Origin of the sequence: Microbacterium radiodurans (assembly GCF_008710705.1) — a bacterium.
GTDB classification, from domain to species: Bacteria; Actinomycetota; Actinomycetes; order Actinomycetales; family Microbacteriaceae; genus Microbacterium; species Microbacterium radiodurans.
Genome location: NZ_VYRZ01000003.1, coordinates 662,171 through 687,642, shown reverse-complemented (window position 1 = coordinate 687,642; position 25,472 = coordinate 662,171). Strand labels below are relative to the sequence as shown.

The following is a 25,472-nucleotide window of genomic DNA, read 5'->3' as shown; positions in this document are numbered from 1 at the left end:
GGAGATCGACGGCCCCGATCAGGCCCGCGCCGAAGCCAGGAAGCGGTCGTTGCACTCGCGCTGGAGTGCGACGTCCTGCCACATCGGATGATGCGGGGCGGCGTTCGAGCAGACGAGCGTTCCCCACGCGCCGATGCGCACCGACTCCTCGATCGCGAGCCGGCAGAACTGCGCTCCGATCGGTCCCTCCTCGAAGTCGCCGTGAAGCGGCGTGTAGCCGACCCAGCCTTCGCCGAAGACGGTCGGGATGCCGCGTTCCGCCGCGCGGTCGGCGGCGACGTCGAGCCACAGCTTCAGCTTCAGCACCATCTCGTGGTGGTGCACCTGGTAGCGCTCGTAGAGGAAGCGGTCGAACGCCGCGGCATCCACCCAGTCCATGAGGTAGATCTCGGGCTTGCCGACGATGGTCGCCTGCATCTTCCACGACACCTCGTCGGGGAGCACCCAGCTCGTCGGCTCGGGCGCATCGGCGCGGAGGAGGCCCGCCGCGCGCACGGCCTCGACCGGGAAGTCGGCCAGACTCCCCCGCAGATCGAACGCCGCGGTGATCTCGTCGAGCACGCCGTAGACGTACGGGTGGGTGACGAGCACGTCCATCTCGCGCGGGAGGGTGCGCATCGCGCCGACCGGCACGCCGGCGTAGTTGACGGTGACGGGATGCGCGGGGTGACGCGCATGGAAGGCGGCGAGGCCGCGGTCGAGCCGGGGCGTCAGCGCGGCGATCGCCGCGTCGGGGTCGACGGCGGCGTCCGGCAGCCCTTCGCCGAGGTAGCCGGCCTGAACCTCGTTGTGCAGCTCGGTGAACGCGATGCGGTCGTCGAGGCCCTCCGCGGCGACGAAGGCCACGAGATCGGCGAGGCTCTCGGCGAGACGGAGCGGACGGTCATCGGGCGCGACGGCGCGCAGCGCGTCCCACCAGGCCGGATCCGTCGCGAACACCGACGACTGCTGGTACTCCCACGACGAGAGGATCACGAACATGTCGTGACGCTTCAGCACGCGGAACAGCTCGAGCAGATGGGCGCGCGCGTCGATGCGAGTCGGCGATGCGACGTCGTACCAGCGCACGTTCTGGGCGTACGCGCCGCCGAGCCGGTCGAGCTCGAGATCGGACGTGTCGATGTCGGTGCCGAACAGCAGGAACGGCATCGCGCAGATGCGCACCGTGTTGTAGCCGCGGGCGACGGCGTCCGCGGCTGCCGCCTCCAGGTCGGCGAAGGGCTCCCCCGCACCGGTGCGGACGTACCACGAGAAGTCCCACAGGGTGATGGTCAGCTTCTCGGGGAGATGGGCGGGGATCGGCACGGGCTGGTAAGCCCGGATCGGCGTCGTCATTCTTTGAGGGCTCCGGTCGACAGCGAGGTGATGAGGGATTTCTGGGTGGCGAGGAAGAAGATCATGAACGGGATCGCCACGATGATCGCACCGGCGGCGAAGGCGGTGAAATCGCTGTTCTTCTGCGAGACGAAGCTGACGAGGCCGAGCGCGAGGGTCTGCATCTCGGGGCTGCGCAGCACGAGCTTCGGAAAGATGAAGTCCATCCAGGGAGCAGCGAACGTCGTGACGGCGAGGAAGATCAGGATCGGCTTGGCGATCGGCATGATGATCGTCGCGAAGGTCCGCAAGTGCGACGCTCCGTCGAGTCGGGCCGCCTCGTCGAGGCCGTGCGGGATCGTGTCGAGGTAGCTCTTCACGAGCCAGATGCTGTAGGGCAGGTTGCCCGCGAGGTAGACGAGCACGAGCCCCCAGAGGGTGTCGAGGGCGCCGATGCGCATGAGGATCACGTAGACCGCGATCATGCCGACGAACGAGGGGAAGATCTGCAGCACGATCATGCTCGTGAGCAGGGACCCCTTGAACGTGAACGAGAAGCGCGAGAAGACGTACGCCGAGAGCGAGGCGATCACGAGCGTTCCGATGCACGTGCACGCGGCGATGATGAACGAGTTCAGGAACCACTGCGGGTAGAGGGTCTGCGTGAACAGCTTCGAGAAGTTGTCGAGCGTGAACCCGTTCGCGAACGGGATGGGCGAGAGGGCCGCCGCCGACCGGCCCGGCGAGACGGCCGAGCTGAGCGTGAACAGGATCGGCCAGATCACCACGATCGACAGCATCACGCAGCCGATGATGACGACGGTGGTCCAGACCGCGGCGCCGAGTTTGTCGATGCGCATCACAGTTCTCCCTTGAAGGCCTTGGTGCGGCGGAACTGCAGGATCGCGAACGGCGCGAGCACGAGGAAGATGACGACGGCGATGACCGCTCCGTAGTTGTACTGGAGCAGTTCGATCGTGATCTTGTAGATCCAGCTGACGAGGATGTCGGTCGAACCGGCGCCCGTCCGCGTCGTGTCGGCCTCGTTGGGTCCGCCGTTGGTGAGGAAGTAGATCGCGCCGAAGTTGTTGAAGTTGGCGGCGAACGACATGATCAGCAGCGGCGCCGTCTGGAAGAGCACGAGCGGGAACGTGACGAAGCGGAACCGCTGGATGCCGGTGGCCCCGTCGAGTGCCGCGGCTTCGCGGACGTCCTGCGGGATGGCGGTCATGGCGCTCATCGTGAGCAGCATGAAGTAGGGGAACCCGCACCACAGGTTGATCAGTACGACGGTGAAGCGGGCGAGGGTCGGCTCGGTGAGCCACGGGATGGCGGTGTCGATGATGCCGAGATCGAGCAGGAGCTTGTTGACCGATCCGAACGCGCCGTTGAGCATGTTGCGCCACACCAGCAGCGACACGACCGCCGGGATGGCGTACGGGAGGATGAAGATCGCCTGGAAGATCGGCTTGATGCGGAAGTTCGACTCGTTGAGGATGACCGCGAGGATCATGCCGCCGAAGAAGCACGTGCCGACCGCGAGCACCGCCCACACGACCGTCCAGATGAAGACGCGCACGAGGGCGCCCGCCCAGAGCTGGTCGCCGCCGAACATCGCGGCGAAGTTGTCGAAGCCGACCCAGTCGACCGTGTTGGCGGGCGGGATGTTGTTCGGCGAGGAGTAGTTGGTGAAGGCCACGAGCGCCGAGAAGACCAGCGGCACGAAGACGAAGAACAGGATCAGCAGGATCATCGGCGCGAGACCGAGCACCGGGAACGCTCGCGTCGTGATCGCCGAGAGCTGCCGGCGCGCCGACGTCTTCTCCCGGTTCACGCCGAGGCGGTGGTCGAGCATGGCGCTGCGCACCGAGATGCCGTAGACGGCGAGGAAGACCGCGATCACGGCGGCGGCGAGGACGCCGTCGATGAGCATGAACAGCGAGTTGTCGCGCTCGCGCACCGGCAGCTCGGGCTGCGGGGTGCCGAGGGTGATCATGCCCACGACGTTGCCGATGAGCGCCGGGGAGGCGACGAGGAAGAGCACCTCGACCGCGGCGAACGCGGCTCCCTTGTACCGCTGCTTGAGCACGGTCATGTGGGCGAGCCCCATGAACGCCAGTGCCAGCAGACGCACCCGTCGGGCGTCGGGGGCGGGGGTGGACGGGGTGGCGGGGCGCGTCGCCTCGTCAGCCGGTCGTCGCGTCAGAAGCGACATGTCGTGAACCCTTCTCCGGGCAGCGACGCCCCCGCGCGTTCGCCGGAGCGAAGGGCGGGAGCGCCGCTGCATGGACGGTGACGAGTCGTCACTGACCTTCGATGACCGAGGTGGCCGTGGCGAGCTCGGTGTCGATGTCGGCACCGTTCCAGATGTTCTTGACCGCGGAGTCCATCGCCAGCCAGAACTGGGCGGCCTCGGGGATCGACGGGCTCGGGAAGGCGTACTCGCCCTGCTCGATGAGACCCAGCGTCGCCTCGTTGTCGACGGGGATGTCGGCCGAGGGCACCGAACCGGTGAGGTCGTAGGCGAGCTGCAGCATCTCGGGGCTCGCGAGGAAGGCGGCGAAGTCCTGCGCAGCCTCGGTGTGCTCGGAGTAGGCCGAGACGTACATCGTGCGCGAGTTCGAGAACGATCCCGAGGGCTGGTCGGATCCGGCTGCCGCGGGCATCGTCGTGACGGCGTAGTCGAGACCGGCGTCGTCGAAGACGGGGATGTTCCACGACCCGGTCAGGGTCATCGCGGACTGCCCGCTCTCGAACAGCGTGTCGACGGTGGCGTCGTCGAGGTCGTCGGCGGCGACGTCCAGCACCTCGCGGAGCTTCACGAGCTCGGCAGCGCCCTCGGCCGTGGCAGCGGTGTCGGTGTTGGGCTGGCTCGGGTCGTCGACGTTCTCGCCGAACGGCAGGTTGTCGGGCGCGTCGAACAGGAACGAGCCGGCGTAGTAGACGACGCCGGGGTTCATGGCGAAGCCGTACTTGCCGGGGTTCTCGGCGGCGAACTGCTTCGAGAAGGCGACGACGTCGTCCCAGGTCTTCGGCGGGTCGGTGACGTACGCCTTGTTGTAGAACAGCGAGTAGGTGTCGATCGTGACCGGCACGCCCCACATCTCGTCGTCGTACGTGACGTTCTGGACGGCGCCCTCGAGCAGCTCATCCCTCAGCTCGTCCGCGCCGGCGACCGCGAGGATGTGTCCTCCGGCGACGAGCTCGCCGGTGGCGTTGCTCGGGGCGGCGAACACGTCGGGCCCGACGCCGGCCGGGCCGTCGAGCGCGATCTGCGCGGGGGCGTCGCCGAGTTCGACGTTCTTGTACTCGATGGTGACGTTCGGGTTCTGCTCGGTGTAGGCCTCGCCGGCCTGCTTGATGAAGTCCGAGCGGCCCTCGAGGGACTCCCAGACCACGAGGGTGACCTGGTCGCCGTCGCCGCCGCCCGAGCCCGAGCCGTTGTCGCCGGAGCATCCGGCGAGGGCGAGGGCCGAGACGGTCAGGGCTGCCAGAGCGATGACGGGCTTCTTCAGGGACGTGTTCACGATGGTTCTCCTTTGTTCCTCGTGAGATCCGGCGGCTCGGTGCAGGGCTCGCCGGAGGTGCGGGTGGTGCGTGCGACGGGATCGGGGGTCGTCGCGATCGCGCGTGGTGCTCGGTGCGGAAGTTCGGCGTCGAACTCGGGCTTCAGGCTAGGTCGGCCGAGACGCCGGCACGATGGGTGAATCGCTGGCTTTCATGGACGAAACGACGGATCGATCACGGAATCGACAGCAGGCTCCCGGGCGAACAGGAGCAGCTCCGGCAGGCTCGTCGCGAAGTAGTCCGTCGCGCCGTCCTCGTGCCGGGCGACCGGAGCGGTGTAGGGGCTCCGCGCCTCGCCGAGGGTCGCGGGCGGGTCGGTCTGCGGCATCCCGAGCGCGTCGTGGACCGCGTCCCACGCGGCGATCGCGAGCCCTTCGCCGCCCTCCCAGGGATGGAACGACCGTGTGGTGAGGATCTCGTACGCCCGCGCCGCGTCGCCCTCGGCGACGAGCAGATCGACGTACGCGATCGTGAGGTCGTCGCGCTCGAGCACGAGGGGTTCGCGGGGGCGGAGGAGCGCCAGGCGCTCGGCCGCGCCGTGCCCGAGCCGGATCGCGAGCTGATCACGCTCGAACAGCAGGCGCGCATCGCCCGGAGCGGCTGCGACCGCCCGATCGTAGAGCGACCAGGCGCGCTCGTCGTCGGCATCGACGTTGTAGGCGGCGAGACCCGCGTTGCGCAGCAGCACGGGGCTCTCGTCGCCGATCTCGATCGCCCGGGCGAAGTGAGCACTCGCCTCGGAGCGACGGTGGTGCGCGTAGAGGAGGGTGCCGAGCAGATGGTGCGCCACGGCGTCGTCGGGCTCGGCGTCCAGCGCGGCCGCCAGGGCATCGGCGGCGTCGAGTCCGGCCGGGAAGGCCCGGGTGAGGTCCGAACGGCGCGCACGCGCGCGCTCCGCGGCGGCGACCTCGGTGTCGCCCGCGACGTCGGCGAGCTGGGCCGCGAGGTAGGAAGCGATGGCGCGCTGGTTCGCGGCCGGTCCGGGATCGGCGCCGGCCACGCGGGCGAGCAGCTTGGCCGCGGCGGCGTGCTCGCCGCTGTCGCGGAAGTCGAGGGCGACGTCGAGCAGGATGCCGGGATCGGCCACCTCGGCGCCGTCCAGGATCCGCAGCCAGGCATCGAGCGGATCGAGCGCCCGCGCGGCGGTCAGCACCGCGTCGGCGGCCTCGCCCGCCCCGGCCCGCCGGAGCAGGATAGCCCGCAGGGCGGTGCGGCGGGTGTCGTGTCCGGCGACCTGGTCGAGCTCGTCGAGCACTCGGAACGCCGCGCGATGCTGCGACCGGGCGGCGAGCGACTGCGCCAGCGCGAAGCCGGCCGCGGCCGCCCACGCGCCATCCCACGCCGCCTTGCCGAACGCGCGTTCGGCGTCGATCCGGCGCCCGAGCCGCAGGAGGACGAGACCGTGAAGGTAGAAGGCCTCGGCATCCATCGGGTTGGCGTTGCGCCGCGTCAGACGGGCGAGTGCGCGCTCGACGCGATCGAGTGCGACGTCGTAGCGGCCGGCGCGGTAGTCGAGGTCTGCGAGGGCGAGATTGGTGCGGACGTCGCCCGGGTCGAGGCGCAGGGCCGCGTGCCAGTACGGCAGCGGGGAACGGGTCGGGTGACGGTACTGGCTGAGGTGCAGTCCCGTGAGGTAGAGCTCGTCCACGGAGTCGATCTGCTCCGCGAGCGGCGGCTCCTCGGCGACCCACGGCTCCTCGTCGGCGACGGCGATCGGCTCCCAGCGCACGAGCAGGCGGCCCGTGGCATCCGTCAGCTCGACGCGCAGGTCGTCCGCCGCGTCATCGGATGCCGACAGCTCGGCGACCTCGCCCGGGCGGAGGTCCACCACGCGCGAGGCGAGGACCTCGTTCCCCGAGAGGATGCGGAGCGCGGCGCGGGTCTGCGGGCTCGTGACAGCGGCGGCGACCCGCACCACGGGCCCCGCGATGTCGCCGCGCTCGACGCGGTCGACGTGCACGGCGGCATCCGGAGTGGCCTGCGAGGCCGGACCGATCGCAGGGATCGGGTACCAGTACTGGGTGAAGGTCTTCGTCTCGCCCGGCAGCAGCCAGCTGAAGTCGGGCTGGTTGTCGGTGTAGACGCCGGCCATGAGCTCGACGTACGGTCCGTCGGCGTCGGTGAGCTGCGCGTCCCACGCATGGCCGAAGGGCGCGTCGCCCCAGGTCCACTGCTTCTTGCCGGGCGAGACGCGCCGCTCGGCCCAGTGCACGAAGCCGGCACCGGCCCCGTGGTCGTACCCGCCGAAGAAGTCCTCGTTCGAATCCACGATCATGTACGACGTCGGCACCGGGATGTTCCGGTACCAGTCGATGCGGTCCGCGCCGGGTTCGACGGCCGCGCGCTCGGCGTAGTCGACGCCGTAATAGGGACGATCCGCTTCGGGGAACGCCGTCAGCGCGCGACGGGCGTGATCGGCGACGTAGCGGACGTCCTCGGGGAAGAACGACTGGTAGTCGTCGCCGACGCGCGCGGCGACGTTCGCCCACCAGAGGAACGTCTGACGCTCCTTCGTGCGGTTGTGGAGCCGCACGACCAGCTCGACGACCGAGCTGTCGGGTCGCAGGCGGATGCCGTGCTGCGCCGACATGCGCGCGAACGGGTCGTGGTCGTGGCACCACACCGTCACGGCGCCGTCGGGATCGTGCTCGATGGCGGTCTCGACGGGCAGGTACGTCGCCGGGCGGTGGTGCTGCGGCCAGTTGAACTCGACTCCCCCGCTGATCCACGGCCCGGCGAGCCCGACGAGCGCGGGCTTGATGACGTTGTTGCGGTAGAAGAAGTCGTAGCCGGTCGTCTTGTCGAAGCCGATGTGGATGCGGCCGCCGAGCTCGGGAAGCACCATGACCCGCACGTAGGCGTTCTCGAGGTGCACAGCCTGCCAGCTACGACGCACCGGCTCGTCGGCGACGGACTCCGTGAACGGGAGCGGATAGACCTTGCCGCTCGAGCCCTGGTAGACGCGCTGGTCGAGAAACATCGGGTACGGGCTCGGCGTCCCCGCCTCGTAGGTGAGGATCTCGACCGGCTCGCTCCACGCGACGGCGCGGCCCGCGGCGATCTCCGACGCGAGGTCGGCGTCGGCGTCGGGCAGCACGAGCCGTTCGGACCGGGCGTCGTCCGCCGGGGCGTGCTGGTGCGGTGCGGGGTGCTGAAGGGTCATCGCTGACCTTTCCTCTTCGGTGCGGCAATGGGCGACGTCGGCGACGTCCTCGGCCACGTTAGGCGGGCGAAGACGGCGGGGATATGGTGAGAACGAGGACATACATGGACGAATCAGCGAACCGCCCGCAGAGCCAGCCGCACTACCGCATCGACGGTTTCGACAATCAGCGCCTCGTCGTCGTCCCGCGCCCGCAGGTCGATGCGGCGCTCGACCGGCCCGGGACGCGGCGTCTCACCGTGACGGATGCCGGATACTTCCCGGCTGCGGCCGGACACCGTCGCGTTCGCGGTCACGGCGCCGGCGAGACGATCGTCATCCTCTGCGTCTCGGGGTCGGGGTCGGTGTCGATCGACGGCGAGGAGCACGCGCTGACCCGGGGCGCCTGCGTCATCATCCCGCCGCACCGGGCGCACGTCTATCAGGCGTCGCACACGGACCCATGGACGATCTGGTGGATGCACCTGCGCGGTTCGGACGTGGCGGAGCTGTCGTCGTCGATGCTCGGCGCGCCGCGCCCGCTCACGCGCCTGCGGTCGGTCGACCGCGTGTCGGCCCTGTTCGACGAGATCGTCTCGCTGCTCGAACGCCGCCTCTCGCAGGCGCACCTGCTCTCGGCATCCGGTCTCGCCTGGCACCTGCTGACCCGGATCGAGGCCGACAGCGTGCTGCCGGCCGACGGCTCGCCGCTCGAGCGGGCGATGCGCTACCTCGAGGCACGGGTGGACGGATCCATCCAGGTGGCGGAGCTCGCCGATCTCGTGGGCATGTCGCCGTCGCACCTGAGCGCGCTGTTCCGGCGTGCGACGGGCGGCGGGCCCGGGGCGTTCCACACCGGTGTGAAGATGGCGCGCGCTCGCGAGCTGCTCGACACGACCGAGCTGCCGATCGCCGACGTCGCCACGGCCGTCGGCTACGCCGACCCGCTGTACTTCTCCCGGCATTTCCGCCGAGTGCACGGCGTGAACCCCACGACCTACCGCGCGCAGCACAAGGGCTGACACCGCAGGAACGTCCATATCGGCGCGCGCATTGTGCTGATGCGGCCGAGCCGCGCGCCCGTATCGTCGAACGCATGCCGACGAACTCCCCCTCCTCCGCCGCGCCCACGATCAGCCGCCAGGGCGGCGCCGGCCTCGAGATCGATGCGACCTCCCTGATCCGAGGCGGCGAGCGCTGGTTCCCCGTCATGGGCGAGTACCACTTCAGTCGCGACGTCCCGGAGCGCTGGGAGCACGAGCTGCGCAAGATGAAGGCGGGCGGCATCGACACCGTCGCGACCTACCTCATCTGGATCCTCCACGAGGAGATCCGGGGCGAGCGCAGCTGGGCGGATCATCTCGACGTCCGCCGGTTCGTCGAGACCGCCGGCCGCGTCGGCCTGAACGTCGTCATGCGCATCGGCCCCTGGGCGCACGGCGAGGCGCGCAACGGCGGATTCCCCGACTGGCTGCAGGCGCTGCCGGTGAAGCACCGCACGAACGACCCCGCCTACCTCGAGCTCGTCGAGGAATGGTACGCCGACATCGAGGCGCAGCTGCGCGGGCAGTTCCGCTCGGACGACGCCCCCGACGCGCCGATCATCGCCGTGCAGGTCGACAACGAGCTCTACGACCAGCCCGAACACCTTGCGACGCTGCGGCGCCTCGCGGAGTCGGTGGGCATGACCGCCCCGTTCTGGGTCGCGACGGGATGGGGCGGTGCCCAGGTGCCGCAGGACGAGCTCATCTCGGTGTACGCGGGATACTCCGACGGTTTCTGGGAGGAGTCGGACGTCGAGCTGCCGGCGTTCTCGCGGATGCACTTCATCTTCAGCGACGTGCGCGACGACCTCAGCGTCGGCGCCGACGTGCGCGACGCGCCCGAGACCGACGGACGCGACGACCACCGGTATCCGTTCATCACGTGCGAGCTCGGCGGCGGCATGGCCGTCGCCTACCACCGTCGCCCCCATGTCGACCCGGAGGACATCGCCGCGCTCGCGCTGACCAAGCTCGGCGGACGCTCGGCGTGGCAGGGGTACTACGTCTACCACGGCACGACGCAGGCGAGCGGCCGCCTGAGCGGCATGCAGGAGTCGCAGGAGACGGCCTACCCGAACGATCTGCCGCGCAAGGACTACGACTTCTTCGCGCCCATCGGGGCGGCCGGCACTCTCCGTCCGCACTATCACCGGCTGCGCACGCAGCACCTGTTCCTGCAGGAGTGGGGAGCGGAGCTCCTGGAGCTGCCGGCAGCCTTCACCGATATCGAGGATGCCGGGGTGCGTTCGGCCGTGCGGGTGGCCGACGGCCGTGGTTACGTCTTCGTCAACAACCACCAGCCGGCGGCCGCCGCCCTGCCACCGCTCTCGAACGTGCAGCTGACGCTTCCCGACGGCTCGCGCTTCCCGTCGGCCCCGATCGACCTGCCGTCGGGAGCCGCCGCGTTCTGGCCGATCGCGCAGCCCTACGGTGATGTCGCCGCGCTGTCGGGCACGGTGCAGCCGATCACCCGCATCGACACGGCCGACGGTCTCGTCGTGATCTTCGGGACGACAGCGGGCATCCCCGTCGAGCTCGACCTGCGCGTCGATGACGGTGCCGTGATCTCCGGCGCCCGCGAGATCGAGACGTCGGAGGGAAAGCGATGGGTGCCGACGACCGCGCCGGGACCCGATTGCGTCGTGACGGTCGGCTCGACACGGCTCGTGATCCTCGACCCCGCGTCGAGCGCGCGCGTCTGGGCGGGCGAGGTCGACGGTCGGCGCGTCGTGGCGCTGTGGGACGGCGGCCTGACGTTCGGCGCCGAGGGTCTGCTCCTCGAGCGCTGGAGCGCGGCCACCGAGCTCCTCACCATCCCCGCGCTGGCGGGCGGCGCCCCCGCGGGCGTCTTCTCGCGGCTGACGCTTCCGCCCATCGAGGGTGACGCGTCCGTCTCCGTGCGCACCGTCCGTGAGGCCTCGGGCGCCCCGGCGCTCCGACGCGGCGGCACCGCGAACCGCTTCGGCGCTCCGCTCGAGGAGGAATGGGCCCAGGCGGCGGTCTTCGAGATCGATCCGTCCGAGCTCGTCGCCGAGCTCGTCGAGGGCGAGGATGCCGCGAACGTGCTGCGCCTGACCTGGTTCGGCGACGTCGCGCGCGCCTACGTCGGCGACGAGCTCGTCGCCGACCAGTTCTGGTACGGCCGGACATGGGAGCTCGACCTCGCGGTGCTGGACCTCGCCGGCCGGCCGCTGCGCATCGAGATCCTGCCGTGGAACGGCGAGACGGACTTCTTCGTCGACAGCCGGGTCCGCGCCGATCGTGTCGCCGGTCGCGCAGAGATCGCGTCGGCCGAGCACATCCGTGCGCCGCGCGTGATCGCGGGCGGCCTCAGCGCGCGCTGAGGCCCAGCCGGCCCTCGAGCGCCTCGATCACGAGCGCGTGCTCGACCTCGTCGCTCACCCCGGATGCGGCGGCCACGCCGACCTGCGTCGCCCCGATGCGGATCGGAACGGCGCCGCCGCTGAAGGAGTACACGGCGGGGTCGAGTCCGAGCGCCAGCGCGGGCGCAGTGACGCCGTACGACGCCCACCGCAGGCGCACGAGCTGCGAGCTCGCATCGAAGCGGCGCACGACGGCGGCTTTGCGTCGCATCCAGCTGTCGTTGTCGGCGCTCGTGCCCGCGAGCGCGCCCGCGAACGCAAGCTGTTCACCCAACCAGACGGTTGCGGTGATCGTCAGAGCTCGTGTCGACGCGAGCTCGATGATCAGCTGACCGACCGCGTACGCATCCGCGTGCTCGAAGCGGTCGAACCGGAGGCGTCGGTCCTCCGCCTCGAGCCGGGCGATCTGCGCGTCGTCGCTGGCGGCGGCGCTCACGCCGGCCCGACCACGAAGTCGTACTCCTGGAACGCGGCGACCTCGCTCGTCCAGCGCGACTCGACGAAGTCGACGTGGGCGGGGTGGACGTTGTAGGCGTCGTAGGCGGCCTGGTCGGCGAACTCCATGGAGAACTGCCAGGCCAGGTCGCTCTTCGGGCTCACCTGACGGCTGACGGTGAACGCGCTCACGCCGGGGATCGCCGTGAGCGTCTGCCGCGCGACCTCGAGGAAGTCCGCCTCGGCGGCGGAGCCCGCGGGATGCGCGAGGCGGAAGACGACGGTGTGCTGGATGGTCATGATCAGACAGTCTCCCGGATCTGGCGGCGCGCCTCGTCGATCGTGGCCATGACCGACACGATCTCGTCGTGCGGGTGCACCGGCGACTCGACGAGGCCCGCGGCGACGTACGAGGCGAACGCGGTGGCCTGGTATGCCAGGCCGTCGTGCAGCTCGGGCAGGCTGTCGTCCCGCCAGGTCACCGGCTCGTCCGAGCCGATCGTCAGGCGCACCCCGGTCGGGCCGAAGAACGGGCTCAGCACATCGAGGCGGCCCGCCGAGCCGTTGATCGAGGCGTCCACCGGCATCCACGCCAGCAGCGACGTCGAGAGCACCGCCTGCGCTCCGCCGGCCGTGCTGACGACGATGTTGGCGCTCGAGTCGACGCCCGTCGGCGCCGTGGTGCCGAGCGCGACGATCCGGTCGGGCGCGCCGATCACCGACGAGGCGAACGAGATCGGGTAGACGCCCGCGTCGAGGAGGGCCCCGCCGCCGAGCTCGGGATTCCACATGCGGTTCTCGGGCAGGTACGGCATGGCGAAGCCGAAGTCGGCTCGGACGAGCGCGATGTCACCGAGCACGCCGCTGTCGATCACCTGGCGGATGACGTCGGCCTGCGGCAGGTAGCGCGTCCACATCGCCTCGGTCGCGAGCACGCCGGCGGCGAGCGCGGCATCCAGGATCTCGCGGGCCTCGTCCGCCGACATCGCGATCGGCTTCTCGATGAGCACGTGCTTGCCCGCCGCGATCGCGGCGAGCGCCTGCTCGCGGTGCAGCGGATGCGGCGTCGCGATGTAGACGACGTCGACGGCGGGGTCGGCCAGCAGGTCGTCGAGCGAGCCGTGCACGCCCGCGATGCCGTGCTCGTCGGCGAACGCGCGCGTCTTGACCGTGTCTCGTGCGGTCACCGCGACGGCACGCTGCGCGGTGTGCGCGTGGATCGCGTGGACGAATTTCGCGGCGATGCCGGTGCCGACGATCCCCCAGCCCAGCTCGGGAACGGATGCCGGATCGATCCGGCGGGGCTCGGGCAGTGCACTGGTCATCGGGCACCCTTCTGTCGGTGAGGTCGGCGGCCGCTCGGCGGGCCGGCTGCGGGCCACTCCGACCCTACCGGCGGGTTTAAATAGGGGGTATGACGAAACGTCGCGAACGCGGCTCCTACGCCAAGGGCATCGCCAAACGCGAGGAGATCCTCACGCGCGCGCTGGAGGTGATCGCCCAGCAGGGTTATCGAGGCGCCTCCATCAAGGAGATCGCGCAGGCGGTCGGCCTCAGCCAGGCGGGCCTGCTCCACTACTTCGAGAGCAAGGAGCACCTCTTCGTCGAGGTCCTGCGGAAGCGCGACGAGATGGACTCCCCCGCCCTCGCCGATCCCGACACCGGGACGGACGTGTTCTTCGCGCGGTTCCTCGCGACCGTCCGCCACAATTCCGAGGTGCCCGGTCTCGTGCAGCTGTTCTCACAGCTCTCGGTCGACGCGGCGGACCCGCAGCATCCGGCGCACCCGTACTTCGTCGAGCGCACCGCGACGTTCCGCGACCTCGTCGTCGCGCACCTGCGGGTCGATCCGGACGATGCCGCGAGCGCCGCCGAGGCCGAGGCGTGGGCCCGCATCCTGCAGGCGGTCAGCGACGGCCTGCAGCTGCAGTGGATGCTCGATCCGGGCGTCGACATGGCCGGCACGCTCGAACGGCTGCTGCTCGCGATCCCGGTCGCGCAGCGCACGGCGTAGCGCACGCTTCGCCGCTGCGCCAGCCCTCTCGCCAGGACCGATGACCGCGGGTATCCCGGAATGCATGGACACGATCCACTACGCGGGCGACTCCGTGGTGACCGGGACCGAGATCGCCCGGGCGCTGCTGGATTACGCAGCCGCCCTGGCGCAGGCGGCGACGGCCGCGACCATCGACATCCCCGTCATCGACGCCGGCGGTGACGAGGCGCGGTGGGAGGTGCTCGTGGGCCCCGCGAGCCAGCTCACCGCGCGGCGGATCGAGTGGGACGGCCCCGAGCTGCGCGACGACCTGCTCGTCGCCCGACTCGGCCGCCTCGCGGACCAGCTGCGACGCCGCGGCACCGACGCGGCGGTCGCCACCGAGGACCCCGACTTCGACCGGACCCAGCAGTCGTGGAGCGACTACGACAACCTCTGAGAAGGTCGGCTCGCCGCGCGCCTCAGGGTCGCGACTCGGGCTCGAAGTGCCCGAGCGACCTCTTCTCGAGATAGGCGCACAGCTCGGCCGCGACCTGCAGCTCGGACGCGAGGGAGCTGAGCTCGTGGCTGCTCAGGACGGTCGCATCCGGTTGGGGCTCGATCGTGACGCGCCAGCTCAGATCGGACCCGGCCGCCGGCTCCATGTAGACCGTCGTCGTCGCGTTCCGCAGCGGAACCAGCACCAGACCGGTGTCGGCGCCCTCCGAGCCATCCTGGATGATCACCTTGACGAGATCTCCGGCCACGCGGCTCGCATGGAATTCTCCCACCCAGCTCTCGAGGGTGTGCTTGCTGTGGAACGGCATGCGTCGCTTCCTGCATCTCGCGGGCGCGGCGGATAGTTCGTCCCTCCCGCGCCGGGGGGCGTCGTGACGGGCGCCGATAGCTCGCCCGACGGCGATCGTAACACCGGGCGACGACACTGCCCGCGCCGCGGTCCGAGGCGCGGTCAGGCGATCAGCGGCAGCTCGGCGCGGGTGATCTCGTGACGGAGGATGCCGGCGCGCACGAACGACACGATCTCGTCGACGACCTGCTCGCCGAGGCGCCCGAGCTCGTTCCCGAGCGAGCCCGCGATGTGCGGCGTGATCGTCGCCCCCGGGAGTGAGAACAGCGGGTGATCGATCGGGAGCGGCTCGGGGTCGGTCACATCGAGCACGGCGCGCAGCCGCCCCGCGGCGATCTCCGCCGTCAGCGCGGCGGTGTCGACCAGGGCGCCGCGGGCGGTGTTCACGAGCAGCGCCCCGTCGCGCATCATCGCCAGTTCGGCGGCGCCGATCATGCGGTACGTCTCGGGAAGGGATGGTGCGTGCAGGCTGACGATGTCGGATGCGGCGAGCAGCTCGTCGAGCGAGGTCTGCCGCACGCGACCGCCGGCGGGCAACTCGACCGACGGGTCGTAGACGCGGACGTCGATGTCGAAGGGCGCGAGCAGCTCGACGAGCCGGCGGCCGATCCGGGACGCACCGACGACGCCGACGGTGATGTCGTACGCGCCGGCGTCGGCACCCGGCCTGGCCGCGTGCATGTCGCCGGTGAGCCGGTAGCGCCGCGCCGATTCGAACGCGTCCTTGGCTCCGAGGAGGATCGTCCCGAGGGTGTACTCCGCGACGGGCAGACTGTTCGCGCCCGCGCAGCTCGAGACCCGGATGCCGCGCTCCCACACCGCGGGCGTGACGAGGCGCTTGACGGTGCCCGCGGCGTGGACCACGACGCGCAGCGCCGGGCGGCGCTCCAGCTCGTCCGTCGTGAGCGCGGCCGAGCCCCACCCCGTGATGAGCACGGACGCCGACCCGGGATCGACGATGTCGGCCACCGAGCCCAGACGCTCGAGAGCGTCGGCGGAGAACAGCTCGTCGATGAGCGCCGTCTCGGGGATGTCGAACGCGACGCGCGCGCGGGTCACAGGCTCACTCCATCCGGAACGGGCACCGTTTCGATCCGCCCATCCGACCAGCGCACGCGGATGCCGCCGTCCACCGCCTCGCAGCGTGCGCCGACCGCGTCTCCGACGGAGCCGGTGAGCGTCACGACCGCAGCGACGACCCGACCGGGCGGCACGGGGTCGCGCGAGGTGCGCACGGGGGTGACGGTGGCCTCGGTCGTCGACGCGGCGACCGGCGAGCCGCCGCTCCGACGAACCGTCTCGGCGCTCTCGAGCCCGGAGACGTCGTCGAGTGCGCTCTGCAGGTCGCCTCCCTCGGGCACCGCCCACCCGCCGAAGCGGATCCGCCAGGGACCGGGCTCGGCGCGCCACGCCGCGTCGAGGTCGGCGATCGCCGAGGGCTGCTCGGCCTCCCGGGGCGGCAGCCACCAGGCGAGGCGGACCTCGGACGGGCCGTTGACCACCGAGGCGACGGTGAGCTCCGGTCCGCCGCGCTGCGAGACGGCGAGCGCGGCGTCGAGGGGGGCCGCGGAATCCGGACCGTCGAACCAGTGGACGCGGGAGCGCGAGACGGCGACCCGGTCCGACAGGTGCACCCGCTCGATCGCGTCGCGGTGCGACGGTGCGCCGTGCTCGTCGAGGAGTGCCACGTGGCACTCGACCGGCTCGGCGATCGATCGACGCGAGAGCTCGGGCGACGTCGCGTTCGAGTACGCCACGCGGTGGTAGAACGGGTTGTCCGCGCGTGCCCCGCCCGCGGTGTGGCGCCAGCCGTCGGAGCCGTGGTTGTAGAGGCGCACAATGCCGTCGTCGGCCGTGCGCGAGACGATCCACCCCGGGGCGACCAGAGCGCGCACCTCGTCGCGCGGTTCCGGCTCGACCGGCTCGGACGCGGTCCACTCGGCATGACCGTCCGGGAGGAGCAGGCCCAGCAGTCCCTTGCTCGCGCTCCAGTAGGGCGAGCCACCGCTCGTGTAGGGCTGACGCACGCCGGCGAAGCGGCCGTGCCAGCCGATCGTCAGCAGGCCGGAGTCGTCGAGCGCGCCCCGCTGCAGGAACGAGCCGATCGTCCTCGCGGCGACGGTGCGCGTCACGCCCGGCGCGAGCGGCGAGACGCCGGCGATCACGGCCGTCCAGAGGGGCGCGAGCACGGCGAAGCGATAGGTCGCCGATCTGCCCTGCAGCACGGGCCGGCCGTCCGGGCTGATCAGCGCCATCGCCTCGGGCACGAACGCGCGCAGCCGGTCGCGATGCTCGTCGGCGAGCTCGACGCCCGCGATCCGCGCCGCCAGGAGCGGATAGACGTGCCACGCCCAGCCGGCGTAGTAGTCGAAGCTCTGTCGTGTGCCCGCCGGGCTCGCGCCGTCGGAGTACCAACCTTCGCCGACGTAGAGGCTCTCCTGGATCTCGCGGTTGCGGTCGAGGTCGGCGGCGCTCCACGGTCCGCCGACAGACCGCAGGAACGTCTCGATCACCGTCTGGAACCACGTCCAGTTGTTCGTGTAGCCGCTCGTGCCGATGATGCCCGCGAGCCAGTCGACCGTACGGGCCCGGTCGCCGTCGTCGAGCAGGTCCCACAGCCACGGACGCGTCTCCGACAGGGCGATCGCGACGGATGCCGCCTCGACGACCGCCTGCCGACGCTCCGCGATCGTCGGCCACCGCTCCGCGGACGCCGGGTCGACGCCGGCGCGCAGGCCGCGGGCGAACGGGGCGAGCGACTCGGCGCCCGCACCGTCGGCGCCCCGGACCCGCACGGCGGCGAGGAGGAACGTCCGCGCGAAGCCCTCGAGCCCGTCGCTGCGCCGGCCCGAGGCGCTCGCGGGCCCCGGAACGAGGATGTGCGCGCCGCCGGGAGAGGTGTGCGCGGCGACCGCGTCGAGCATCCTCTTCGCGAGACGGTCGAGGCCCGCCCGCGTGCGCAGGGGTCGATCGTCGTCGGTCTCTGTTCGCACACCGTTGTCCGTCACACGAGGCTCCATCACACGAGCATTGTGAAGTACGCTCTCGTTCTCGAGTCGAACATCGGACATTTCCGATCATCCGCCCCCGACGCACTGGAGCGCCCGGCATGACCGCATCCTCTCCGCTCGCCCGCGAGCGCCACGAGCATCTCCTCCGCGAGATCGACCTGCACGGGGCGGTGTCCGCCGCCCGCGCCGCCGCGGCGCTCGGCGTGTCTCAGGTCACCGTGCGCCGCGACATCGTCGAGCTCGAACAGGCGGGACGCCTGGTGCGGGTGCACGGCGGAGCGATCGCGTCGAGCGCTCCCCCGTCGCCGCAGTCCGCGCGCTCGCGCATCGGGGTCGTGGTGCCGAGCTCGGTCAGCCACTTCCCCCCGATCGTGCGCGGGATGGATGCCGCGTCGCACACCCTTCGCGCCCGGATCGTGCTCGCGACGTCGCAGTACCGCGCCGATCTCGAGCAGCGCCAGGTCGAGCGCCTGGTCGCGCTCGGCGTCGACGGCATCATCGTCGCTCCGACGCTGCGCGGACGCGCCGAGACCGATCTCGCCGAATGGGCCGCGGGCGTCCCCGTTCCGCTCGTGTTCCTCGAACGCCGCCTCGAATCGACCGCTCTGGCCGCCTTCGACTGCGCGCGCAGCGATCACGAGCGCGGTGCGGTGCTGGCCATCGAGCATCTCGCCGATCTCGGTCACTCCGCCGTCGCCCTGGCGATGTTCGACCGCACGCCCACCGCCCCGCTCATCCGGGAGGGCTACGACCGCGCCGCGGCACGGCTGGGGCTCGCGCCCGCGCCGATCGCATCGCTTCCCAAGGGCGACGACGGCTCGAGCGAGCTCGACACCGCTCTCACGGCGTTCCTCGAGCAGTGCCTCTCGGCGGGTGCGCGGGCGGCGCTCGTGCACACCGACCTGCACGCGACGCGGCTCGTCGAGATCGCCGCCGACCGCGGCATCCGCGTTCCCGACGATCTGGCGCTCGTGGCCTACGACGACGACCTGGCGGGGCTCGCGATGGTTCCCCTCACCGCGGTCACCGCTCCCCGGCACGATCTCGGGCGCCAGGCCCTGCGGATCGTCATGGAGCGTGTCGCCGAGCGCGAGGAGCGCGCTGCGCCACGTCAGCTCGCTCTGCTCCCCGAGCTGACCGTCCGCCGTTCGAGCGGGTCGCGCTGATCGCTTTTGTCCGCTTGTGCACGTCGCCGGAGCGAACGTGCATAGATTCGTGCTGGCCGCCCGAGCGGCATCCCGATGGCGAGCAAGGAGGCTCACATGACAAGGTCCACAGCACGACGCGGCGCACACGTCCTCGGCGCGGGCGCGATCGTCGCGGCCACGGCGATCGTCGTCAGCGGATGCGCCGGCGGCAGTCCCGAAGAGAACACCGACCCTGATGCTCCGGTCACCCTGAACTTCGCCTGGTGGGGCGACGCCTCGCGCGCCGAGCGCTACGAGGCGGCGATCGACATTTACGAGGAGGAGAATCCGAACGTCACGATCCGCACGAGCTACGCGGGGTTCGGCGACTACTGGACTGCCCGCAACACCGAGGCGGCCAGTCGCACCCTCCCCGACGTGATACAGATGGATCTCGCATACCTCAACGAGTACGGCTCGTTCGGTCACGTCGCACCCCTCGACGACTTCTTCGGAGACGAGATCTCGGTCGACGGCATCGACGAGACGCTCGTGACCGCGGGCGAGGTCGAGGGCGAGACGTTCGGCCTCGCCTCCGCCAGCAGTTCGCAGGCGTCGATGTTCAACGTGCCGATGCTGGAGGAGCTCGGCATCGAGGTGCCGAGCGAGCCGCTCAGCTGGGACGAGTACGACGCCTTCCTCGGCGAGATCTCCGCCGCCGGCGCCGATCGCGACCCCGTCGTCTACGGCGGTCTCGACTACACGCAGTACTTCTGGATGTTCCAGATCTGGCTCGCCCAGGAGGGCAAGTCGCTCATCGACGACGGCGCGCTCGGCTTCGAGCGCGAGGACCTCGCCGAGTGGTGGTCGCGCAGCGCCGATCTCGTCTCGTCGGGCTCGGTGCTCCCGCCCGAGCGCCTCGCGCAGTTCGAGGGCGTCGACCCGCTCGGCGCCGCCGCGGTCGCGACCGACATCAGCTGGGACAACTTTCTGCCCCGCTTCAGCGAGGGGCCGGCCGCTCCCGAGCTGACCCTCGTGCCGCCGCCCGTGGCCGAGGACGGCGCGACGGGCCTGTTCCTCAAGCCCGGCGTCATGATGTCGATCGCCGGCAACAGCGAGAACCCGACCGCCGCGGCCCGGTTCGTCGACTTCATCGTCAACGACCCGCGGGTGGGCGAGATCTTCGGGATGTCGCGCGGTGTGCCCTCCTCCGAGACGGCGCGCGAGGGGGTGGTCCCCACCGAGCTCGACGCGCAGGTGCTGGCCTTCGAAGAGACGGTCGCCGAGAACATCGAGGGCGCGTCGCCCGCCGCCGTCCGCGGCCTCGGCACGCTCGAGCAGACCTTCGTCGCCATCAGCGAAGACGTCTCCTACGGCGTGCTGACCGCAGACGAGGCGGCCGAGCGCTGGTTCACCGAGGCCGAATCCGCCCTGGGAGTCTGAGGACCGCGATGACCCTCACCGCTCCCCCCGAAGCATCCGCGTCGCCGGCGGTTCCCCCGCCGGCGCGCGGCCGGGTGCGCCGGCGCCGACGCGGCGACACGCTCGCCGGCTACGCCTTCCTCGCGCCGTGGCTGCTCGGCTTCGTGCTGCTGACGGCCGGTCCGATGCTCGCGTCGCTGTACCTCGCCTTCACCGACTACAACCTGTTCGCACCGCCCGAGTGGGTCGGGCTCGACAACTTCGTCCGCCTGTTCGGCGACCCGGACTACCTCCAGGCGTGGCGCGTGACAGCGCTGTACGTCCTCGTGGGCACGCCGCTCAAGCTCGTCGCCGCGCTGGCCGTGGCGATGGTCCTGAACCGGGCGCTCCGCGGCAGCGCGTTCTACCGGTCGGCGTTCTACCTGCCCTCGCTCGTCGGCGCCTCGGTCTCGATCGCGGTGGTGTGGAAGGCGATGTTCATCGACGACGGTCCGGTCGACAGCATCCAGCAGTTCTTCGGCGTCGACGCCGGCGGCTGGGTCGGCGACCCGGCCCGCACCGTGCCGATGCTGATCCTGCTGACCGTCTGGCAGTTCGGCGCGCCGATGGTGATCTTCCTCGCGGGCCTCAAGCAGGTGCCGGCGGAGCTGTACGAAGCGGCATCCGTCGACGGGGCGCAGCCGCGCCACAAGTTCTGGCACATCACCCTGCCGATGCTCTCGCCGGTGATCTTCTTCAACCTGCTGCTCGAGACGATCAACGCGTTCCAGGTGTTCGCCTCGGCGTTCATCATCTCCGGCGGCACCGGCGGGCCTGCCCGCTCGACGCTGTTCTACACGCTGTATCTGTACTTCCGCGGATTCCGCGACTTCCAGATGGGGTACGCGTCGGCGATGGCGTGGGTGCTCGTCGTCGTCATCGCGCTCATCACGATCCTGTTCTTCCGAAGCTCGAAGATGTGGGTCCACTACGGAGGGGACGAGGGACGATGACCATCACCCGGAACATCGTGACCGGCGCCGCCGACCGCGCTGCGGTGTCTCGTCGCCGCTCGCGGTTCACGTGGAAGGATGCCGTCTTCTACGGCGTCGTCCTGCTCACCCTCGTCGTGATCCTCTACCCGGTGGCCTGGATGATCCTCTCGACGTTCAAGCCGTCGGCTCAGATCGTCGGGAACGCCGACCTGCTTCCCACCGAGGTCACGCTCGACAACTACGCGCGCGCCCTCGACGGGATCGGCGGCGTGTCGTTCTGGCGGTTCTTCCAGAACTCCGTCGTGCTCGCGGTGCTGTCGGTGGTCGCGTCGTCGCCTCGTCGTCGATCTCGGCGTACGCGTTCGCGCGCATCGACTTCCCGGGCCGCAAGGTCTACTTCGGGCTGATGATCGCGACCCTCCTGCTGCCGTTCCACGTCGTGATCATCCCGCAGTACATCGTGTTCAACACCCTCGGCATGGTGAACACGTTCACACCGCTGCTGCTCGGGAAGTTCCTCGCGACAGAGGCGTTCTTCATCTTCCTCATGGTGCAGTTCCTGCGCGGGATGCCGCGCGAGCTCGATGAGGCGGCGCGCATCGACGGCGCCGGGCACGGCCGTATCTTCGCGTCGATCATGCTGCCGCTGCTCAAGCCCGCCCTCGTCACGAGCGCGATCTTCGCCTTCATCTGGACGTGGAACGACTTCTTCGGGCCGCTGCTGTACCTGAAGGACCCCGACCTGTTCACGCTGCCGATCGCGCTGCGCCTGTTCGTCGACCAGAGCTCGGCGTCGGACTATGGCGCCCAGATGGCGATGGCCGTGCTCGCCCTCGTGCCGGTGCTGCTGTTCTTCCTCATCTTCCAGCGCCACCTCGTCGACGGCGTCGCGACGCAGGGGCTGAAGGGATGAGTGCGTCCGCGCGGTTCGCCGGTGCCCTCCGCTCGCGGGGCCTCGCCCTCTTCGCCGAGGTCGTGTGGGTGGGACTCCTCGTCGCGCTGTGCTCGCTGCCCGTCGTCACGGCCCTCCCGGCCGCGGCGGCGGGCGGGGCGCGCCTGCGGCGGCACATCGCCGGCGAGGACGATGCTCTGAACGGATTCGTCCGCGACCTGGGCTCGGCGCTCCGGCGCGGCTGGCTCGCAGGGGCGATCGCCGCCGGCGTCGGCTTCGCGCTTGTCGTCAACACGACCGCGCCGATGATGGCCGCGGTGCCGGGCGGCGAAGCGCTCCGCCTCGTCTCGATCGCTGCGGCGGTCGTCCTCGGCACGGTCGCGCTGCGCGTCGCGGCGATGTGGCGTCCAAGTGCACGCTGGCGGGTGCTTTTGCGCGCGGCGGCCGCGCGGACGGCATCCGACCTGCGCGGCACGGCCATGCTCGTGCTCGCGATCGTGCTGGCCACGACCATCGTGTGGATGTTCGCGCCGCTCGTCGTGCTGGCACCCGGGCTGCTGCTGTTCGCCGCCGTCGCCGTCTCGCCGAAGCCGTGACATGCTGCGTCCCGCCGAGCCCGCCGATCGGGTACGCGCACCCACGCTGAAGGATGTCGCACGAGCCGCCGGGGTGTCGGAGTCGACCGCGTCGCGGGTGCTGAACGGATCGCGACGACGCGTTTCGCCCGCGATCGTCGAGCGGGTCGCCGCCGCTGGCGAACGGCTGGGCTACACCGCCAACGCCGCGGCACAGGCCATCGTGCACGGGCGGGCTCCGATCTGCGCCGTGATCGTCACGGACGTCGCCGATCCCGATGTCGCCCCGGACGTCCGGCTCATCGAGCGGATCGCCGCGCAGCGGGGCCTGCGCCTCGTGGTCGTGCCGGTCGGCGACGACCGCGACGGCGGCCTGCGCTTCGTGCGCGCGCTCGCCCCGGCCATCGTGGCCGACCTCACGCGTGGGACGGCCGCACGGTGAGCTCGAGCTCGCGCTCCTCGAGCTGTCAGCGTGCGCTACCGAGGAAGGTCGCGGCATTGACTCCGGCGATGGCGTCGATGGCATCGGGGAACACCTCAGCCGCATCGGCGCGCGGGTCGTCGGTTCCCATCGGGAAGGGCCAGTCCGACCCGAGCAGGAGGTGGTCGGTCCCCACCATGGCGCCCGCAGCCCGCAGGCTCGTCGCGTCGTGTGTCAGACAGTCGGTCCACAGCCGACGCGCGCGCTCAGCCACCGAGATGCCGGTCGGAACGCCGGGCCGCGCGGTGTCGACGCCGCGCTGCATCCGTCCGATGAGCCCCGGCAGCACGCCCCCGCCGTGAACGAGACCGAGGCGCAGCCCCGGATGGCGCACGAGGACGTCCGAGAGGAGGAGCGCCGAGACGCCGACGGCCGTCTCGATGGGGTTGCCGACGAGGTTGTGGAGGTAGCGCTCGTCGAGCCGGTCGTCCGGGCTCGCGCCGGGGTGCAGCAGCAGGGGTAGGCCCGCGTCGTCGAGAACCCGCCAGAGCGGGTCGAAGGCGGTGTCCGAGAGCGGCCGCGAGGCGCCTCCCACTCCGCCGGTGAAACCGACGGTGGCGGTGTCGGCGACGAGGCCGCGCGCGATCTCGGCGGCGAGCGCAGGATGCTCGAGCGGAAGGTAGTCGAGCACGGAGAGCGCGTCGTGGCCCGCGACCTGCTCGCGCAGGCCGGCGTTCAGCGCCCTCACCCACGCGCGGGCCGTGTCGAGCGTCAGGCACTGGCGATAGGCCGGTGGCGGCACCGACACCAGCGCCTGGTCGATGCCGCGCGACGCTATCCACGCAGCGAGCGCGTCGGCCGACGCCAGCTGCGGCGGCCCGACCGGGTGACCGCCGGCGACGAGACGTCCGTCGTCGTCGACCGCGAGTCCGCCGATCGCCGCCTCGGCCGCCGAGAGCCGCGGCATCAGGTGGGTGTGGACGTCGGTGACGCTCATCCCCGGTCCCCGGCGAGGTACGCCGTCAGCGAGGTGCGCCGCATCGTGTTGCGCAGCGCTCCGAGCCCGGAGACCTCCGACACGAGCACGTCGCCGTCGCCGAGGAAGATCTGCGGCTCCCGCGCGTTCCCGATGCCCGACGGCGTGCCCGTGAGCACGACGTCGCCGGCACGCAGGGTCATGCCATGGCTGAGCTCGGCGATGATGCGCGGGATGTCGAAGGCCATCTGCCTGGTCGTCGCCCGCTGGAGTTCGACGCCGTTCAGCGAGAACGACAGCTCGAGTCCGGCGTCGAGGTCGACCTCGTCGGCCGTGGTGAGCCAGGGTCCCATCGGCAGCGACCCGTCGATCGACTTGCCCTTGAGCCACTGACCACCGTGCGCGCGCTGAAGGTCGCGCTGCGAGACATCGTTGACGACGACGTAGCCCGCGATGTGTTCGAGCGCCCGATCCTCGGGGATCGACCGGCCGTCGCGCCCGATCACGAGCGCCATCTCGACCTCGTAGTCCCACTTCTGCGACAGGTGAGGGTCGAACGGGATGTCGTCGTGCGGACCGATCACGGTGCCGGGGCCCTTCGTGAAGAACGTCGGATGCTGCGGTTGTTCGGCCGGGTCCTGCCCCTCGCGCTTGCCCTTCGACTCTTCGAAGTGGTCCCAGTAGTTCCAGCCCGTGCAGAGCACGTCGCGTCCGAACCGCTGCAGCGGCGCGAGGATCTCGTGCTCGTGCTCGGTCAGGACGACGCCGTCGGCGCTCAGCCGGTCGACCTCGGCGCGCGCGGCGTCCGAGCGCACGACATCGTCGGGGGTCGGCGCTCCCGCGGGGAGGACGATCAGATCCTCACCCCGCACGACGAACGTACGGTCGGCGCCGCCGATCCGAACGAGGCCGATCCTCACCGCTCGCCCTCCGGGTCCGCGCCGGACACGACCGCGATGGCGTTGATCTCGATCAGGTAGTCCTTATTCACGAACTTGGAGACCTCCACCATCGTCGACGCCGGAGCGACGCCCGTGAAGTACTGGCGGCGGACGGCGTGGATCGCGTCGAAGTCCTCCATGTTGCGCACGTAGACATCGACCCGGGCGATGTCGTCCAGCGTGCCGCCGGCCGCCTCCACGGCTGCCTGCAGATTGCGGCACACCTGGTGGGTCTGCGCCGAGATGTCGCCGATGCCGGCGACGGACCCGTCGGCGCTGCGCGCGGTCATCCCGGAGATGAACACCAGTTGTCCCGATGCCGGGGCGGTGGTGGCCTGGGCGAAGTGTCCGTTGGGAACGGCGAGAGCGGCGGAGCGCACCTCTGTCTTGGGCATGTCGTGTCCT

23 protein-coding genes and 1 pseudogene are annotated in these 25,472 nt (G+C 70.8%); 10 read left to right on the top strand and 14 right to left on the bottom strand.

All coding sequences use genetic code 11. From position 1 onward, the window contains the following. Positions 1-18 precede the first annotated feature (18 nt). The 5 genes from F6B42_RS13505 to F6B42_RS13485 form a co-directional block, all read right to left on the bottom strand. Positions 19-1,335 (bottom strand): cellulase-like family protein, encoded by a 1,317-nt coding sequence (locus F6B42_RS13505; RefSeq protein WP_150420190.1) that lies wholly within the window; start codon positions 1,333-1,335, stop codon positions 19-21. Then, positions 1,332-2,174 carry a sugar ABC transporter permease gene (locus F6B42_RS13500; protein ID WP_150420189.1) on the bottom strand — a complete coding sequence of 281 codons (843 nt, stop codon included), beginning with the start codon at positions 2,172-2,174 and terminating at the stop codon, positions 1,332-1,334. Before F6B42_RS13500 ends, F6B42_RS13505 begins: the two co-directional genes overlap by 4 nt. Next, entirely contained in the window at positions 2,174-3,529 is a 1,356-nt protein-coding gene (locus tag F6B42_RS13495) for a carbohydrate ABC transporter permease (RefSeq protein WP_150420188.1), read from the bottom strand. Before F6B42_RS13495 ends, F6B42_RS13500 begins: the two co-directional genes overlap by 1 nt. Before the next feature lie 88 nt (positions 3,530-3,617). After that, positions 3,618-4,841: an extracellular solute-binding protein gene (locus tag F6B42_RS13490; RefSeq protein WP_191089370.1), complete on the bottom strand. Its 1,224-nt coding sequence runs from the start codon at positions 4,839-4,841 to the stop codon at positions 3,618-3,620. Positions 4,842-5,032: 191 nt separating this feature from the next. Then, on the bottom strand, positions 5,033-8,044 hold the full coding sequence (locus F6B42_RS13485) for a DUF5107 domain-containing protein (RefSeq protein ID WP_191089369.1): 3,012 nt from the start codon (positions 8,042-8,044) through the stop codon (positions 5,033-5,035). A gap of 104 nt (positions 8,045-8,148) precedes the next feature. Here F6B42_RS13485 and F6B42_RS13480 point away from each other — a divergent pair, with 104 nt between their 5' ends. After that, complete coding sequence (locus F6B42_RS13480; RefSeq protein ID WP_150420185.1) at positions 8,149-9,045, top strand: AraC family transcriptional regulator; 897 nt, start codon at positions 8,149-8,151, stop codon at positions 9,043-9,045. Between the two features lie 74 nt (positions 9,046-9,119). Then, positions 9,120-11,411 (top strand): beta-galactosidase, encoded by a 2,292-nt coding sequence (locus tag F6B42_RS13475; RefSeq protein ID WP_150420184.1) that lies wholly within the window; start codon positions 9,120-9,122, stop codon positions 11,409-11,411. On the opposite strand, the gene F6B42_RS13470 is transcribed toward F6B42_RS13475, so the two are convergent. Genes F6B42_RS13470 through F6B42_RS13460 form a run of 3 tightly spaced genes read right to left on the bottom strand, consistent with a single transcriptional unit; the run spans position 11,398 to position 13,210 of the window. Beyond that, positions 11,398-11,886 carry a heme-degrading domain-containing protein gene (locus F6B42_RS13470; RefSeq protein WP_191089368.1) on the bottom strand — a complete coding sequence of 163 codons (489 nt, stop codon included), beginning with the start codon at positions 11,884-11,886 and terminating at the stop codon, positions 11,398-11,400. The two genes, F6B42_RS13475 and F6B42_RS13470, sit on opposite strands and share 14 nt — an antisense overlap. Further along, positions 11,883-12,185 carry a Dabb family protein gene (locus tag F6B42_RS13465; protein WP_150420182.1) on the bottom strand — a complete coding sequence of 101 codons (303 nt, stop codon included), beginning with the start codon at positions 12,183-12,185 and terminating at the stop codon, positions 11,883-11,885. Before F6B42_RS13465 ends, F6B42_RS13470 begins: the two co-directional genes overlap by 4 nt. 2 nt (positions 12,186-12,187) lie before the next feature. After that, positions 12,188-13,210 carry a Gfo/Idh/MocA family protein gene (locus tag F6B42_RS13460; RefSeq protein WP_150420181.1) on the bottom strand — a complete coding sequence of 341 codons (1,023 nt, stop codon included), beginning with the start codon at positions 13,208-13,210 and terminating at the stop codon, positions 12,188-12,190. Between the two features lie 89 nt (positions 13,211-13,299). On the opposite strand from F6B42_RS13460, the gene F6B42_RS13455 reads away from it, so the two are divergent. Continuing rightward, the gene (locus F6B42_RS13455) at positions 13,300-13,899 is read left to right on the top strand and encodes a TetR/AcrR family transcriptional regulator (RefSeq protein ID WP_150420180.1); all 600 of its coding nucleotides are present in this window, start codon (positions 13,300-13,302) and stop codon (positions 13,897-13,899) included. Positions 13,900-13,963: 64 nt separating this feature from the next. After that, positions 13,964-14,320, top strand: a complete 357-nt coding sequence (locus F6B42_RS13450) for a hypothetical protein (protein WP_150420179.1) — start codon at positions 13,964-13,966, stop codon at positions 14,318-14,320. A gap of 22 nt (positions 14,321-14,342) precedes the next feature. Here F6B42_RS13450 and F6B42_RS13445 read toward each other — a convergent pair whose 3' ends face one another. The 3 genes from F6B42_RS13445 to F6B42_RS13435 form a co-directional block, all read right to left on the bottom strand. Beyond that, positions 14,343-14,687, bottom strand: coding sequence for a hypothetical protein (locus tag F6B42_RS13445; RefSeq protein ID WP_150420178.1), 345 nt, complete (start codon positions 14,685-14,687; stop codon positions 14,343-14,345). 143 nt (positions 14,688-14,830) lie between these two features. After that, positions 14,831-15,787, bottom strand: coding sequence for a hydroxyacid dehydrogenase (locus tag F6B42_RS13440; protein WP_150420177.1), 957 nt, complete (start codon positions 15,785-15,787; stop codon positions 14,831-14,833). Continuing rightward, a complete protein-coding gene (locus F6B42_RS13435; protein ID WP_223878524.1) occupies positions 15,784-17,748 on the bottom strand; it encodes a DUF2264 domain-containing protein in 1,965 nt (654 codons plus the stop codon). The genes F6B42_RS13440 and F6B42_RS13435 overlap by 4 nt, the downstream gene beginning before the upstream one ends. Before the next feature lie 89 nt (positions 17,749-17,837). Here F6B42_RS13435 and F6B42_RS13430 point away from each other — a divergent pair, with 89 nt between their 5' ends. From F6B42_RS13430 to F6B42_RS14850, 6 genes and pseudogenes are all read left to right on the top strand, one after another. Beyond that, positions 17,838-18,905 (top strand): substrate-binding domain-containing protein, encoded by a 1,068-nt coding sequence (locus F6B42_RS13430; protein ID WP_150420175.1) that lies wholly within the window; start codon positions 17,838-17,840, stop codon positions 18,903-18,905. A 96-nt stretch (positions 18,906-19,001) separates the two neighbouring features. Next, entirely contained in the window at positions 19,002-20,309 is a 1,308-nt protein-coding gene (locus F6B42_RS13425; protein WP_150420174.1) for an ABC transporter substrate-binding protein, read from the top strand. Positions 20,310-20,317: 8 nt separating this feature from the next. Beyond that, positions 20,318-21,280, top strand: coding sequence for a carbohydrate ABC transporter permease (locus F6B42_RS13420; RefSeq protein ID WP_150420173.1), 963 nt, complete (start codon positions 20,318-20,320; stop codon positions 21,278-21,280). After that, positions 21,277-22,175 (top strand): annotated as a pseudogene (locus F6B42_RS13415) (carbohydrate ABC transporter permease). Before F6B42_RS13420 ends, F6B42_RS13415 begins: the two are co-directional and overlap by 4 nt. Beyond that, positions 22,172-22,750, top strand: a complete 579-nt coding sequence (locus tag F6B42_RS13410) for a hypothetical protein (protein ID WP_150420172.1) — start codon at positions 22,172-22,174, stop codon at positions 22,748-22,750. Before F6B42_RS13415 ends, F6B42_RS13410 begins: the two are co-directional and overlap by 4 nt. A 1-nt stretch (position 22,751) precedes the next feature. Next, positions 22,752-23,171 (top strand): LacI family DNA-binding transcriptional regulator, encoded by a 420-nt coding sequence (locus F6B42_RS14850; protein ID WP_191089367.1) that lies wholly within the window; start codon positions 22,752-22,754, stop codon positions 23,169-23,171. A 25-nt stretch (positions 23,172-23,196) separates the two neighbouring features. Here F6B42_RS14850 and F6B42_RS13400 read toward each other — a convergent pair whose 3' ends face one another. Genes F6B42_RS13400 through F6B42_RS13390 form a run of 3 tightly spaced genes read right to left on the bottom strand, consistent with a single transcriptional unit; the run spans position 23,197 to position 25,462 of the window. After that, positions 23,197-24,147, bottom strand: a complete 951-nt coding sequence (locus tag F6B42_RS13400; protein ID WP_150420171.1) for an amidohydrolase family protein — start codon at positions 24,145-24,147, stop codon at positions 23,197-23,199. Beyond that, complete coding sequence (locus F6B42_RS13395) at positions 24,144-25,046, bottom strand: fumarylacetoacetate hydrolase family protein (protein ID WP_150420170.1); 903 nt, start codon at positions 25,044-25,046, stop codon at positions 24,144-24,146. The genes F6B42_RS13400 and F6B42_RS13395 overlap by 4 nt, the downstream gene beginning before the upstream one ends. Continuing rightward, positions 25,043-25,462, bottom strand: coding sequence for a RidA family protein (locus F6B42_RS13390; protein ID WP_150420169.1), 420 nt, complete (start codon positions 25,460-25,462; stop codon positions 25,043-25,045). Before F6B42_RS13390 ends, F6B42_RS13395 begins: the two co-directional genes overlap by 4 nt. Positions 25,463-25,472 lie beyond the last annotated feature (10 nt).

Bases quoted from the DNA above. Each gene is read 5' to 3' on its own strand.
- F6B42_RS13505 (WP_150420190.1), bottom strand. From the start codon at position 1,335: ATGACGACGCCGATCCGGGCTTACCAGCCCGTGCCGATCCCCGCCCAT.
- F6B42_RS13500 (WP_150420189.1), bottom strand. From the start codon at position 2,174: ATGCGCATCGACAAACTCGGCGCCGCGGTCTGGACCACCGTCGTCATC.
- F6B42_RS13495 (WP_150420188.1), bottom strand. From the start codon at position 3,529: ATGTCGCTTCTGACGCGACGACCGGCTGACGAGGCGACGCGCCCCGCC.
- F6B42_RS13485 (WP_191089369.1), bottom strand. From the start codon at position 8,044: ATGACCCTTCAGCACCCCGCACCGCACCAGCACGCCCCGGCGGACGAC.
- F6B42_RS13480 (WP_150420185.1), top strand. From the start codon at position 8,149: ATGGACGAATCAGCGAACCGCCCGCAGAGCCAGCCGCACTACCGCATC.
- F6B42_RS13475 (WP_150420184.1), top strand. From the start codon at position 9,120: ATGCCGACGAACTCCCCCTCCTCCGCCGCGCCCACGATCAGCCGCCAG.
- F6B42_RS13465 (WP_150420182.1), bottom strand. From the start codon at position 12,185: ATGACCATCCAGCACACCGTCGTCTTCCGCCTCGCGCATCCCGCGGGC.
- F6B42_RS13460 (WP_150420181.1), bottom strand. From the start codon at position 13,210: ATGACCAGTGCACTGCCCGAGCCCCGCCGGATCGATCCGGCATCCGTT.
- F6B42_RS13455 (WP_150420180.1), top strand. From the start codon at position 13,300: ATGACGAAACGTCGCGAACGCGGCTCCTACGCCAAGGGCATCGCCAAA.
- F6B42_RS13450 (WP_150420179.1), top strand. From the start codon at position 13,964: ATGGACACGATCCACTACGCGGGCGACTCCGTGGTGACCGGGACCGAG.
- F6B42_RS13445 (WP_150420178.1), bottom strand. From the start codon at position 14,687: ATGCCGTTCCACAGCAAGCACACCCTCGAGAGCTGGGTGGGAGAATTC.
- F6B42_RS13435 (WP_223878524.1), bottom strand. From the start codon at position 17,748: ATGGAGCCTCGTGTGACGGACAACGGTGTGCGAACAGAGACCGACGAC.
- F6B42_RS13430 (WP_150420175.1), top strand. From the start codon at position 17,838: ATGACCGCATCCTCTCCGCTCGCCCGCGAGCGCCACGAGCATCTCCTC.
- F6B42_RS13425 (WP_150420174.1), top strand. From the start codon at position 19,002: ATGACAAGGTCCACAGCACGACGCGGCGCACACGTCCTCGGCGCGGGC.
- F6B42_RS13420 (WP_150420173.1), top strand. From the start codon at position 20,318: ATGACCCTCACCGCTCCCCCCGAAGCATCCGCGTCGCCGGCGGTTCCC.
- F6B42_RS13410 (WP_150420172.1), top strand. From the start codon at position 22,172: ATGAGTGCGTCCGCGCGGTTCGCCGGTGCCCTCCGCTCGCGGGGCCTC.
- F6B42_RS14850 (WP_191089367.1), top strand. From the start codon at position 22,752: ATGCTGCGTCCCGCCGAGCCCGCCGATCGGGTACGCGCACCCACGCTG.
- F6B42_RS13400 (WP_150420171.1), bottom strand. From the start codon at position 24,147: ATGAGCGTCACCGACGTCCACACCCACCTGATGCCGCGGCTCTCGGCG.
- F6B42_RS13390 (WP_150420169.1), bottom strand. From the start codon at position 25,462: ATGCCCAAGACAGAGGTGCGCTCCGCCGCTCTCGCCGTTCCCAACGGA.